The sequence below is a fragment of the Gilliamella sp. W8136 genome (assembly GCF_016101285.1).
GTDB lineage: Bacteria > Pseudomonadota > Gammaproteobacteria > Enterobacterales > Orbaceae > Gilliamella > Gilliamella apicola_N.
Genome location: NZ_JACFQU010000010.1, coordinates 26,397 through 39,162, shown reverse-complemented (window position 1 = coordinate 39,162; position 12,766 = coordinate 26,397). Strand labels below are relative to the sequence as shown.

11 protein-coding genes are annotated in these 12,766 nt (G+C 35.2%); 6 read left to right on the top strand and 5 right to left on the bottom strand.

Annotated features, from left to right (window positions below):
- Positions 1-206 precede the first annotated feature (206 nt).
- On the top strand, positions 207-1,010 hold the full coding sequence (gene suhB / locus H3T96_RS07970; RefSeq protein WP_086325961.1) for an inositol-1-monophosphatase: 804 nt from the start codon (positions 207-209) through the stop codon (positions 1,008-1,010).
- 93 nt (positions 1,011-1,103) lie between these two features.
- Here suhB and H3T96_RS07965 read toward each other — a convergent pair whose 3' ends face one another.
- The gene (locus H3T96_RS07965; RefSeq protein ID WP_065738234.1) at positions 1,104-1,490 is read right to left on the bottom strand and encodes a helix-turn-helix domain-containing protein; all 387 of its coding nucleotides are present in this window, start codon (positions 1,488-1,490) and stop codon (positions 1,104-1,106) included.
- Positions 1,491-1,846: 356 nt separating this feature from the next.
- Between H3T96_RS07965 and H3T96_RS07960 the strand changes: the two genes are divergently transcribed.
- The gene (locus tag H3T96_RS07960; RefSeq protein ID WP_198248627.1) at positions 1,847-4,048 is read left to right on the top strand and encodes a cation-translocating P-type ATPase; all 2,202 of its coding nucleotides are present in this window, start codon (positions 1,847-1,849) and stop codon (positions 4,046-4,048) included.
- Positions 4,049-4,102: 54 nt separating this feature from the next.
- Here the strand turns inward: H3T96_RS07960 and tilS are convergent, their stop codons facing one another.
- A complete protein-coding gene (gene tilS / locus H3T96_RS07955) occupies positions 4,103-5,416 on the bottom strand; it encodes a tRNA lysidine(34) synthetase TilS (RefSeq protein WP_144092118.1) in 1,314 nt (437 codons plus the stop codon).
- 11 nt (positions 5,417-5,427) lie between these two features.
- Positions 5,428-6,645, bottom strand: coding sequence for a cystathionine beta-lyase (gene metC, locus H3T96_RS07950; protein ID WP_144092120.1), 1,218 nt, complete (start codon positions 6,643-6,645; stop codon positions 5,428-5,430).
- Positions 6,646-6,743: 98 nt separating this feature from the next.
- On the opposite strand from metC, the gene H3T96_RS07945 reads away from it, so the two are divergent.
- Positions 6,744-7,361, top strand: coding sequence for a 4'-phosphopantetheinyl transferase superfamily protein (locus tag H3T96_RS07945; RefSeq protein ID WP_039127752.1), 618 nt, complete (start codon positions 6,744-6,746; stop codon positions 7,359-7,361).
- Positions 7,362-7,504: 143 nt separating this feature from the next.
- Here the strand turns inward: H3T96_RS07945 and H3T96_RS07940 are convergent, their stop codons facing one another.
- The gene (locus H3T96_RS07940; RefSeq protein ID WP_144092121.1) at positions 7,505-8,269 is read right to left on the bottom strand and encodes a tyrosine-protein phosphatase; all 765 of its coding nucleotides are present in this window, start codon (positions 8,267-8,269) and stop codon (positions 7,505-7,507) included.
- Between the two features lie 101 nt (positions 8,270-8,370).
- On the opposite strand from H3T96_RS07940, the gene pepB reads away from it, so the two are divergent.
- Both pepB and H3T96_RS07930 read left to right on the top strand, forming a co-directional pair.
- The gene (pepB, locus tag H3T96_RS07935) at positions 8,371-9,651 is read left to right on the top strand and encodes an aminopeptidase PepB (RefSeq protein ID WP_144092123.1); all 1,281 of its coding nucleotides are present in this window, start codon (positions 8,371-8,373) and stop codon (positions 9,649-9,651) included.
- 36 nt (positions 9,652-9,687) lie between these two features.
- Entirely contained in the window at positions 9,688-10,926 is a 1,239-nt protein-coding gene (locus H3T96_RS07930; RefSeq protein ID WP_144092125.1) for a tetratricopeptide repeat protein, read from the top strand.
- A gap of 72 nt (positions 10,927-10,998) precedes the next feature.
- On the opposite strand, the gene H3T96_RS07925 is transcribed toward H3T96_RS07930, so the two are convergent.
- Positions 10,999-11,181, bottom strand: a complete 183-nt coding sequence (locus H3T96_RS07925; protein ID WP_260846885.1) for a peptidylprolyl isomerase — start codon at positions 11,179-11,181, stop codon at positions 10,999-11,001.
- An 86-nt stretch (positions 11,182-11,267) separates the two neighbouring features.
- Here H3T96_RS07925 and H3T96_RS07920 point away from each other — a divergent pair, with 86 nt between their 5' ends.
- Complete coding sequence (locus H3T96_RS07920; RefSeq protein ID WP_144092129.1) at positions 11,268-12,734, top strand: SEL1-like repeat protein; 1,467 nt, start codon at positions 11,268-11,270, stop codon at positions 12,732-12,734.
- The last annotated feature ends 32 nt before the right edge of the window (positions 12,735-12,766 follow it).

Sequence of the window (12,766 nt, the reverse complement as noted above, 5' to 3'; positions counted from 1 at the left end):
AGATGCAACATATAGATGGAATAAATTTAGTAATAAGGTAAGCAATAATTCTAGCGTTACGAGAATATGGCTATTTTAGCCATTAATCCTAACATAGTCTGGCAATGCAGTGGTAAAACCTTTATACTATGCCGTAAATTTTAGTATAACTGTGTAAGTTTTACTAAAACTATCCGTTCTTTAACATCATCAATTGGAAGAAATTTATGCATCCGATGCTTAATATTGCTATTCGCGCTGCTCGTAAAGCAGGTAATGTGGCCATAAAGGCTTATGAAAACCCTAGTTCAATCGAAATTGACACTAAAGGCGCCAACGATTTTGCTACTAATGCTGATCGCGCTGCTGAAGCTTTGATTATTGAGACAATCAAAAAAGCGTATCCTGATCATACGATTATTGCCGAAGAAAGTGGTTTGGCTAAAGGTAATGATGCTGAAACACAGTGGATAATCGATCCAATTGATGGTACGACCAATTTTATTAAAAATATTCCGCATTTTGCTGTTTCTATTGCTGCTCGTGTTAAGGGCAAAACTGAAGTTGCTGTGGTTTATAATCCAATGAGTAATGAATTATTTACTGCTGCGCGTGGTAAAGGTGCTCAGCTTAATGGTTATCGTATTCGTGTTAGTAATGCTAAAGATTTAGATGGTAGCGTACTCGCGACGGCATTTCCATTCAAGGCTAAACAACATAGTGATAGCTATTTTGCGGTTTTACAAAAGTTATTTACTCGATGTGGCGATTTTCGTCGTAGCGGCTCGGCAGCTTTAGATTTGGCTTATGTTGCAGCAGGTCGATTAGATGGCTTTTTTGAGATTGGTTTAAAACCATGGGATATCGCTGGTGGTGAATTGATTTTGCGTGAAGCTGGCGGTGTGATGACCGATTTTGCTGGTAATAATAATTATATGGTTTCTGGTAATGTGGTAGCTGGAAATCCTAGAATTGTTAAAGATCTATTAGTTTCAACTCAAAACGATTGGCCAGAAAAATTACGTAACTAATTTTTAGATTAAAATAGCAGGGTTACTCACACCCTGTTATTTTTCATATAGTTTTTGAGTATGTATCTAACTTATTGAGTTAAATTTTCATAATTAATCTGTTAGCTCAACCATTGAACAATTAACCTCTAATCCTTGGCTATCCAAGCAGTGGTTACCCCATTTATACATTGCTTTTAATACGGGTTTAATACTTTTACCAAAATCGGTTAATGAGTACTCGACTTTTGGTGGGACAACTGGAAATACTCTGCGATGAATTAAGCCACTTGTTTCAAGTTCGCGTAGTTGCTGGGTGAGCATTTTAGGTGTGGCACTTGGAATCTCTTTACGTAATTGAGAATATCTCAGTGTTTTTGTTGTCATCAATTTCCATAAAATTAAAGATTTATATTTTCCTCCAATGATATTTATTGTTGTCTCAACAGGGCAGCGGATAGTAGGTTTATAATCTTCATTAGAATCTGATTTATTCTTCATTTTAATGTCTCAATAGTACCTTTTTGGGAAGTATATATCAAAAAAGTGCATTCTTGCTAAAAGAATGATAAACATTAGAATAGTCATTAAATAGGTTAGTAGTCGCGTTTGTGTTGCTATTCTTACAGAAGCATAACCTTTGAAGTTATGGTTATTATTAATGAGGTATAAAAAGAGTTTTTTGTAAATGCCTATAAGCTATTTGATATCAATTAATATAACAAGCCTTTTTAATAAAGACAAAAAGTAACCTGTCTCTATTTGTTAAAACAACAGTATACTTTGTTGGAAAATAGTTTCTTAATATTCAGCCAATACTAAATCCAAATAACATCGGCAGTTAAGGGATGCATCAAATGAAAACAGTTGAATACAATTTTTTTGTTGAGGATATGAGCTGCGCATCATGCGTTAGTCGAGTTGAGAAAGCACTAAAGAAGATTGATGGTGTGATTGACGTCAGTGTTAATCTTGCTACAGAAAAAGCAACCGTTAACGCTAATGCCAATGTTAAATTAGAAACATTAATGTCGGCAGTAGACAAAGCAGGTTATCATGCAGTTAAAATTAACGATCAACAAACTCATATTAAGGATGCTGAGAAACAAGCATCGCTTTGGCCGATTATTATCTCTGTTTTATTAGCGATACCTTTTGTTCTGCCTATGTTACTTGAACCCTTCGGGATACATTTGATGATGCCCGCTTGGTTACAATTAATAATTGCGTCGATTGTGCAATTTGGGTTAGGTGCTAAATTTTATCGCAGCGGTTTCAATGCCGCTAAAGCGTTGTCCGGTAATATGGATTTACTGGTCGCTATTGGTACTAGTGCTGCTTATGGCTTATCACTGTATCAGTGGATGATCGGTAATAATGATCACCTTTATTTTGAGTCATCAGTTGTTATTATTACCTTAATCTTGATTGGTAAATGGTTAGAGTCAAGAGCGAAACATCAAACAACCCAAGCTATCGAAGCACTGTCTGCCTTACGACCTGATGTTGCTTTAGTTAGGCGGGGCGATCAAGAGATAAGTTTGCCCATTAACCAAGTTGTTGTTGGTGATGTAGTGATAGTGAAGCCTGGTGAACGTATTCCTGTTGACGGTATCGTGATTGAAGGTGCATCAAGTAGTGATGAGTCGATGTTAACTGGTGAAAGTTTTCCAGTCAACAAAGCAGTCAATGATATTGTCACAGGTGGTACTATCAATGGTGAAGGATTGTTAATGGTAAAAACAACGGCAATTCAAGCTGATTCTACCTTATCAAAGATTATTAACATGGTAGAGTCTGCTCAAGCTAAAAAAGCACCCATTCAGCGAATTGTAGATCGAATTAGCGCGATTTTTGTACCTGTGATTTTATTGATTGCGCTTATTACATTACTTGCATGGGGCGTGATTTCTCAGGATTGGCAACAAGCTTTACTTCATGCTGTCGCGGTGTTAGTGATTGCTTGCCCATGTGCTTTAGGACTAGCAACACCAACGGCAATTATGGTGGGTACTGGCGTTGCGGCTCGTCATGGTATTTTGATTAAAGATGCCGAAGCCCTTGAAACATTACACAACGTTAATACCGTAGCGTTCGATAAAACAGGAACTTTAACCATTGGTAAACCTGAATTGGTTGAAATGGATGTGATAGGGACACAAACCCCTGAGCAAATATTAGCGATTGCCGCATCGTTACAAGCAGGTAGTGAGCACCCACTAGCAAAAGCAATTCTAAAAAAAGCAAAACAGCATAGTTATGCTCAAAATATTACTTCTGTAACAGGTTCGGGTGTCATGGCAACGATTGATAATACTGAATATTATTTAGGTAGTTTGCGTTGGATGAAATCATTAAACGCCCATTTTGTGGATATGGACGATAAAATCAATGAGCTAACTAATAAAGGTTATACGATTTCATTTTTAGCAAAACAACAGTTAGAAGCAAACGTTGTGATATTAGCTCTATTTGGCTTTTCAGATGTCATAAAAGAAGAAGCAAAAACTGCGATTACAGCACTGCATCAGCTAAATGTTAAAACGGTAATGTTAACCGGAGATAATCAACAAGCTGCTAATTATGTAGGACAACAATTAAATTTAGATAAGGTTATTGCTGAGGTTTTACCGCAAGATAAAGCGAATTATATTTATCAATTACAAAAAGAAAGTCAAAACACTAACAATAGTGATAGCAATCATAAGGTTGCGATGGTGGGTGACGGTATTAATGATGCGCCAGCTTTAGCTGCGGCTGATATTGGTATTGCAATGGGTACGGGAACCGATGTGGCAATGCATGCGGCTAGTATTACTTTAATGCGTGGCAATCTGTTTTTAATTGCTGATGCTATTGATATCTCTCGAAGAACCTATAATAAAATTAAACAGAATTTATTTTGGGCATTTTTCTATAACTTAATTGGCATTCCACTGGCTGCCTTAGGTTTCTTAAATCCAATGATAGCCGGCGCTGCTATGGCACTTAGCAGTGTAAGTGTGGTGACTAATGCGTTATTGTTAAAACGATGGAAAGCTCGTTCTGAGTCAAAATAATTTGATATTTTATAATTTAAATTAAGGAGATGTATTGTCTCCTTATTTTTTAAATTATAGAGTATTACTCAGATTAAACCCAACTTGTGAACCCTTACCTTGTTCGGTCACAAATACCCCAACGGCAGTAATTAATTGTTCATTATAATAAATTAAAGGAATACGGGTACGCATCCAAGGTGGAATATGATGCTCTTGCCACAATTTTTTTATCGATCGAGATCCTTTGCGCTGAACAATTTGAAATTGACCTTGTGCATGAAAACGAACTGAAACAGTTTCCTCTTTTTGCGGTAAACGGCAAGTTAAATCGGTTTGATAATTGGGCTGTAATACGCCTAAATTATCCGGCAAGGTTAGCGATGTACTTAGATCCCAAGGCAAGATTTGCTGTTCGATATCTTGATATAAAGGCAACAAATAGAGCCGGTTTTGATATCGGCGAATTTGCCAATTATGCAAAATAAATTGTGGATTAGCGTCTTCTTTTGCTAAAGCCACTGTTTGCCAAATTAGTGATAACTGTTTTTGGCTTGGCATATTAATCTGTTTAGATCGAAACCACATGCGCAATATAGCATTACGTTTGTAGTTTGAATAGTTATATAACGGTGTTAAACATAACTGCCCTTCAGGTGTTGTAATGAGTTTAAAATCAGCTAACAGTAGCTCGTTAAGTAGTATTTCTTGCTGTTGACATAATTCGGCACTGCGAGCAACCATTTGTGAAAAATGAGGCCAACGTTGGTTAAGTGTTGGTAGAACATTTAAACGTAAAAAGTTGCGATCGTAATGGTCATCTTGATTACTTTCATCTTCTATCCAACTTAATTGGTGCTGATTGGCGTACTGTTCAATCTCTTGACGAGATATCGTTAGTAATGGTCTAAGATGCTGACCATTTTCAAGTGGCATAGCGGATAAGCCCGCTGGACCACTTCCACGCTTTAACGCTAAAAAGAACGTTTCACATTGATCATCAAGATGCTGGGCTGTACATAAAAACTCATTATTTTTTAAATGTCGATAGATAGCTTGGTATCGAGCTTCTCTAGCTTGTTCTTCAATATTGCCCGCCGATCTATCAAGTTTGACTTTTTCAATAATCAAAGGAACTTGCCAAGAATGACATTGTTGCAGGCAATGTTCAGCCCAACTATCAGCGTTTTCGCTTAAACCATGGTGAATATAAATGGCTCTAAGTTGTAAATTTTGCAATTGTTGCTTTAGGGTGACTAATGCATGCATTAATACGGTCGAATCAACGCCACCGCTAAAAGCAACGAGTAGCGATTGCCGACCGTTTAGGTGTTGTAAAATGGTTTGTTCTATAATACTTTTAGTCTTAGCTTTGTTTTGATGGTTCATCCGCTATCCATTTACACTAAACTTTGTAATGCATTAACTTTGTTTTTATGTAATTTGATTCTATCTAAGCCAGCAGCAAGATCGGCAATTAAATCATCAGGATCTTCAAGACCAATATGTAACCGGATTAGTGTACCTGTGAAATCAACACCGGATACTGGTCGTATTTTTACTAGATCTTCAGGTTGATTGGCTAAAATTAATGATTCAAATCCACCCCATGAATAAGCCATTGAAAAGTGAGTCATATTATCTAAAAAATCAGACAATTGAATATCACTTAAATGATCTTTAAGTACAAATGAAAATAAGCCACTAGCACCGCTAAAATCGCGTTTAAAAAACTCATGCCCTTTACAACTTGCTAATGCAGGGTGATTAACGGTTGCAACTTTAGGATGATTGGCTAACCAGTTTGCCACTTTTAAACTGCTTTCGTGATGTTGCTTGAGTCTAACCGCTAGAGTTCGTAATCCACGAGCTGCCATATAGGCGGTATCTGCATCACACATTTGTCCCATTAAATAAGAACGTTCACGTAAGGTATCCCAACAACGTTGATTGGCAACGGCTGTGCCTAGCATTGCGTCGGAATGTCCGATTAGATATTTTGTACCAGATTGAATTGAAATATCAACATCATGCTCTAAGGCTTTAAATAAAACACCTGCTCCCCATGTATTATCCATCATAATAACAATTTCTGGATTAACACTGCGAATCGCTTTAACTATAGCTGGTACATCATGTACTTCCATAGTAATGGAACTTGGTGATTCAAGAAACACGACTTTTGTATTCGGTTGGATATAATTGGTAATATACCGTCCAATCAAAGGTGAAAAATAATCCGTTTCAACCCCAAAATCTTTTAATATATGTTCACAAAATTCTTGTGTTGGTTCGTAACTGGCTTCTGACACAAGGATATGATCGCCTTTTTTTACAAAAGCTAAAATGGTATTAGCAATGGCTGCTGCACCACATGGATAAAGGTAACAACCTGCGCCACCTTCAATTTCGGCCATTGCATCTTGCAAGGCAAAATGAGTTAGTGTGCCACGACGACCATAAAATAGCGCTCCTTTAGCTCGATTTTCCATTGCCTCTTTTTTGGCTTCTAATGAGTCAAAGACCAGCGATGATGCTCGCTGAATAACTGAGTTGACTGCTCCTTGGGTATAACGTTTTTTTCGACCGGCATGAACTAATTCTGTTTGTAATGACATGATGCATCCTTAGTGATCTAATAAATTTCGATAACAGTTAGCATAGCATGCTGTTAAAATAGTAAAAAATAATTTTTGTTTAAAATGGCTTATATAAAATGTTAATTGTCCAACTTGCCCATTTAGACACGGTGGAAGTCAACTATTCACTATTATCAAAACAGATCATTCACGATGCTGAATTATTCAATGGCAGACGTAAAAAACAGTTTTTAGTCTGTCGTTCAATCTTAGCTAGCTTGCTTAATCAGTATTGTCAAATTGCTATTTTGCCAACTATGGTCATAGGTGATAATAATCGACCTTGTTTTTTAGATCGCAATCTTCCTGATTTTAATATCAGTCATAGTCAAGATTGGGTAGCGGTTGCAATATCGTTAGATGGTAGAGTTGGACTTGATATAGAAGTTGCTCGCCCACGTAAAAATTACTTAGATGTAGCCAAAAACTTTTTTGCGGATGCTGAGTATCAGTGGATGATGCAACAAGCAGATACCTTAACGGCCTTTTGGCAGCTTTGGACTTTAAAAGAATCAGCACTTAAATTATATGCTAAAGGCGTCTGGCAAATAAAATCAGTAAAAGTAGATATTGAAAAGCAGTTGATCAGCGCACCATTTGGTCAACATTTTTATTATCAATATCAGCAAGTTGCATCAGTTCATCTTGCTGTCAATCATAATAAACCTATCACCGAATTTATCTTACAATCTTAGTAAATAAATACGCTGTTCGATATTGATCCTGTAATAGGACTAATGGAATGAGTTTATTCTATACTTGTAATAAGTAATCCCAACTCACTTATAATACAGGTAACATGATTGTTAATAAGGGGATAGTAAACCCCTTATTTTATTTAAATTAGGTAAATATCTTGAAGAATTTTCCTGTTTTTATCATCTAATTGATATTCTTTAATTAACCAATTGTCGATTGTGTGATATCGTTTTTTGATTTCATCAATAGCCGCATTTAAAAACTCTTCTTTCGCTGCGAAAATAGTTTTTTGTTTTTCAAATTCTTCTGGTGATAATTTATTTTTATTCTGACTAAGTATGGCTTCACGATAATCATTTAAATAGCGTTCTGTAAGTAAGTAATCTTGCATAACAACTTCTTCACTCACCCCCAGTGCAAATAGGGTTAAGGCAACACCTACACCTGTTCTATCTTTACCTACTGCGCAGTGTTGCACTAACGGTTTACCGTTGGCATTGAGCAGCAGCGATATTAACTTTTTATATGCTACATTATTAAATGGTAATAATTGATAAAGTTTAACCATAAAATCAAAAGGTGAGTATTTTTTCATAATGAAAATATCATCACTGGTTAGGCTTGCTGTAATTTCATCACTTAATGGGTTTGCAGGCACATTAATATATTGACTGTTATTCCAAAGATTATCGGGATTACGATCAATTTCATGTTGATCTCGATAATCTAATACATAATGCAAATTAAGCTCATCAGATAAAAAGTTTTTTTCACTATCATTAAGGCGTGAAAATTCACCTGAACGATACAACATTCCTGAGCGGATTTGACGACCATCACTGGTTTTAATGCCACCTAAGTCACGAAAATTGATTCCATTTTTGATTTGTACAACTGATGTCATTATAGGTCCTTATTTATGCTTAACTTTGCTTGCTATATTAACATGTTTCTGATTAGAATTGATTCACCGTTTTTGCATTATTATTGTTTGAGGAATTTATTATGTCGACTTTATCTATATTACTTTCGGAAAAATCTGCTCCATCAAAGTGGGGTAAAGATGCATTACTCAGTTTTTCAGAAGATGCTGTTACCATTCATTATCAACCCGAGCATCGACATGGTGCCATTCAGCGAGCTGCACGAAAATTAGATAATCAAGGTATTAAATCAGTTAAACTTAGTGGTGACAATTGGGATTTAGAGTCATGTTGGCATTTTTGGATTGGTTATCGTAATGCTAAAAACAATAATAAAGTCAGTTGGGCAAAATTAAATAAGAAAGATAAGCAAGAACTAAAAAATCGCTTAGCCATCATTGATTGGTGTCGAGATATTGTTAATCAACAAGCAGAAACATTAAGTCCTTTAGAATTAGCAACACAAAGTGCAAAATTAATTAGCAATTATTCCTCTGATATTTCCTATAACATTATTTCAGGAGAAGCACTTAAAGAACAAGATTATATGGGCATCTACACAGTTGGTAAAGGTTCTGACAGACCAGCTGCCTTACTTGAGCTTGATTATAATCCGACTAAAAATCCAAAAGCACCAATTATTGCTTGCCTAGTCGGGAAAGGGATTACTTTCGATTCTGGAGGTTATAGTTTAAAACCAAGTAGTTTTATGGAATCAATGAGATCGGATATGGGTGGCGCGGCATTGGTGACTGGTGCTTTGGCTCTTGCTATTGCTCGCGGAGTCAATCATCGCATCAAACTTTATTTATGCTGTGCTGATAATTTGGTAAGTGGTAATGCATTCAAACTAGGTGATATTATTCGTTATCGTAATGGTAAAACAGTTGAAGTTGATAATACCGACGCCGAGGGTCGCTTGGTTTTAGCTGATGGATTAATTAATGCAGATAATGATAATCCTCATTATATCATTGATTGCGCAACGCTTACTGGTGCAGCAAAAATTGCTGTAGGCAACGATTATCAATCATTACTCTCATTTGATGACAAATTTGCTAATCAGTTATTAGCAAGTAGCCAAGCTGAACATGAGGCATTTTGGCGATTACCATTAGCTGATTTTCACCGTTCTCAATTCCCATCCTCGTTTGCTGATATGGCAAATTCTGGATTACCGAATACCGCTGGTGCAAGCACTGCCGCCGCATTTCTGTCCCATTTTATAAAAAATTATAAACAAAATTGGCTACACATTGACTGTTCAGCTACATTCCGCAAAAGCGCAACCGCTTTATGGGCAACTGGAGCAACAGGCATTGGGATAAGAACGCTTGCTAATTTGTTAAATGTATTAAAATAAAAGGATAATATTTTTATAACATATTCAAGGAAAACAATGAAAAAAATTATATTTTTGTGGTTATTAATTCTTTGTCCTATTTCAAGTTATGCAAATCAATGCAAAATATATTGGTTGATGGGGATTAATGAAGTAGCTTTTACTCCATGTAAAGTAGAAGCAGAGCAAGGTAATGCCGAAGCCCAATATATTTTGGGACTTATGTATGATGAAGGTGATGGTATAGAGCAAGATGTACAAAAGGCTGCATATTGGTATAAAAAATCTGCAGAACAAGGTAAATCTGATGCACAATTTAATTTAGCGGTTATGTATGATCATGGTGATGGCATAGAGCAAGATAAACAAAAAGCGTTATATTGGTATACAAAAGCAGCAGAACACGGTAATTCTAATTCACAAAATAATTTAGCGGTTATGTATGATAAAGGAGACGGCATAGAGCAAGATGTACAAAAGGCGTTATATTGGTATACAAAAGCAGCAGAAAAAGGTGAATCTGCTGCACAATTTAACTTAGCGGTTATGTATGAGATAGGTAATGGTATAGAGCAGGATAAACATAAGGCGGTATATTGGTATACAAAAGCAGCAGAACAAGGTCATTCTTATTCACAAAACAATTTAGCGGTTCTGTATGATAAAGGAGATGGTGTAGAACAAGATAAACAGATGGCAGCCTATTGGTATACAAAATCAGCAATACAAGGTTTTTCTCAAGCACAATTTAATTTGGCGCTTATGTATGATGAAGATGATGACATAGAACAGATGGTATATTGGTATACAAAAGCAGCAGAACAAGGTGATTCGGAAGCACAATATAATTTAGCGATTCTGTATGATAAAGGTGATGGTGTTGAGCAAGATAAACATAAGGCGTTATATTGGTATACAAAAGCAGCAGAACAAGGTTTATCCAATGCCCAAAATAATTTAGCGGTTATGTATGATGAAGGAGACGGCATAGAGCAAGATAAACAAAAGGCACTACATTGGTATACAAAAGCAGCAGAAAAAGGCGAGCCTAAAGCACAATATAGGTTAGCATTTATATATGATAAAGGTGATGACGTAAAACAAGATAAGTTGAAAGCGGTATATTGGTATACGAAAGCAGCAGAACAAGGTCATTCTAAAGCACAATATAATTTAGCGCTTATATATGATCAAGGTGATGGGGTTGAGCAGAATAAATCTTTAGCTAAAAATTATTTAAATCAGTCTTGTGATCTGGGATTTGAAAAAGCTTGTAATAAATTAAAAAATAATTAAATTTTTGAAGAAAACCATCTTAAATGATTAAGATGGTTTTTTTTAGGTTTTCATCTCATTTTAAATAATTTATTATTTTTCTTCAATAACAGTTGCCTTTTTAATATAAACCAGCTCAACAGGTACATTTTGATGAGGTCCTACACGGTGAGTTGCTACATTTACAATCTTATCAACAATATCCATTCTTTTAATCACTTTACCAAAAATGGCATAACTATAATTTTCAGGTGATTGGTAATTACGAAAATCAATAATGGCGGTTATTTCTGATATATACTTTTATATACAATAGGTAAATAAAAAATATTAATTTTTTTTAAACATGTATAGGAAATACAATGAAAAAATTTTTATCTTTTGGGTTATTATCCCTTTGTTCTTTTTCAATATATGCAAGTCAATGCAATATTGATTTTGAAAAAAAGAATTATGAGAAAGCATTGGAAAAATGTACACAAAAAGCAGAACAAGGAGATGCAAATGCTCAGACTGTTTTAGGTTTTATGTATTATGAAGGTGATGGCATAAAGCAAGATAAACAAAAAGCTGTTTATTGGTATACAAAAGCAGCAGAACAAGGTTTATCCAATGCTCAAAATAATTTAGCAAAAATGTATAATGAAGGCGACGGTATAGAGCAAGATAAACTTAAAGCTGTATATTGGTATACAAAAGCAGCGGAACAAGATTTCTCGATAGCACAATTTAACTTAGCGCTTATGTATGTTAAAGGTGATGGTATAGAGCAAGATAAACAAAAAGCAGCATTTTGGTATACAAAAGCAGCAACACAAAATCATTTAAAAGCACAATATAATTTAGCACTTATGTATTATAAAGGTGAAGGTGTAAAGCAAGATAAACAAAAAGCTGTTTATTGGTTTACTAAAGCAGCAGAACAAAATTATTCAGAAGCACAACATAATTTAGCTGTTATGTATGAAAAAGGTGATGGTGTAAAGCAAGATAAACAAAAGGCTATTTATTGGTATACAAAATCAGCGGAACAGGGTTTATCGAGTGCACAATTTAACTTAGCGCTTATGTATGTTAAAGGTGAGGGTATAAAACAAGACAAACAAAAAGCAGCATTTTGGTATACAAAAGCAGCGGAACAAGGTTTCTCAAATGCACAATATAATTTAGCACTTATGTATTATGAAGGTAATGGCATAAAGCAAGATAAACAAAAAGCTGTTTATTGGTTTACTAAAGCAGCAGAACAAAATACTTCAGAAGCCCAACATAATTTAGCTGTTATATATTATGAAGGTGATAGTGTAAAGCAAGATAAACAAAAGGCTATTTATTGGTATACAAAATCAGCGGAACAAGGTTTATCGAGTGCACAATTTAACTTAGCGCTTATGTATGTTAAAGGTGAGGGTATAAAACAAGACAAACAAAAAGCAGCATTTTGGTATACAAAAGCAGCGGAACAAGGTTTATCCAATGCACAACATCAATTAGCACTTATGTATTATGAAGGTGATAGTGTAAAGCAAGATAAACAAAAGGCTATTTATTGGTTTACTAAAGCAGCCGAACAAAATGATTCAGAAGCACAATTCAATTTAGCACTTATGTATTATGAAGGTGATAGTGTAAAGCAAGATAAACAGAAGGCTATTTATTGGTTTACTAAAGCAGCAGAACAAAATTATTCAGAAGCACAATACAATTTAGGAATTATGTATTATGAAGGTGATGGAGTTGAACAGGATAAATCTTTAGCTAACAATTATTTCAAACAGTCTTGTGAGTTGGGCTTTGAAAAAGCTTGTAATAAATTAAAAAATAATTAAATTGTTGAGGAAAACCATCTTAAATGATTAAG

What these genes read in the sequence shown, in the direction of transcription:
- suhB (WP_086325961.1), top strand. Translation starts at nt 207, where the DNA reads ATGCATCCGATGCTTAATATTGCTATTCGCGCTGCTCGTAAAGCAGGT.
- H3T96_RS07965 (WP_065738234.1), bottom strand. Translation starts at nt 1,490, where the DNA reads ATGAAGAATAAATCAGATTCTAATGAAGATTATAAACCTACTATCCGC.
- H3T96_RS07960 (WP_198248627.1), top strand. Translation starts at nt 1,847, where the DNA reads ATGAAAACAGTTGAATACAATTTTTTTGTTGAGGATATGAGCTGCGCA.
- tilS (WP_144092118.1), bottom strand. Translation starts at nt 5,416, where the DNA reads ATGAACCATCAAAACAAAGCTAAGACTAAAAGTATTATAGAACAAACC.
- metC (WP_144092120.1), bottom strand. Translation starts at nt 6,645, where the DNA reads ATGTCATTACAAACAGAATTAGTTCATGCCGGTCGAAAAAAACGTTAT.
- H3T96_RS07945 (WP_039127752.1), top strand. Translation starts at nt 6,744, where the DNA reads ATGTTAATTGTCCAACTTGCCCATTTAGACACGGTGGAAGTCAACTAT.
- H3T96_RS07940 (WP_144092121.1), bottom strand. Translation starts at nt 8,269, where the DNA reads ATGACATCAGTTGTACAAATCAAAAATGGAATCAATTTTCGTGACTTA.
- pepB (WP_144092123.1), top strand. Translation starts at nt 8,371, where the DNA reads ATGTCGACTTTATCTATATTACTTTCGGAAAAATCTGCTCCATCAAAG.
- H3T96_RS07930 (WP_144092125.1), top strand. Translation starts at nt 9,688, where the DNA reads ATGAAAAAAATTATATTTTTGTGGTTATTAATTCTTTGTCCTATTTCA.
- H3T96_RS07920 (WP_144092129.1), top strand. Translation starts at nt 11,268, where the DNA reads ATGAAAAAATTTTTATCTTTTGGGTTATTATCCCTTTGTTCTTTTTCA.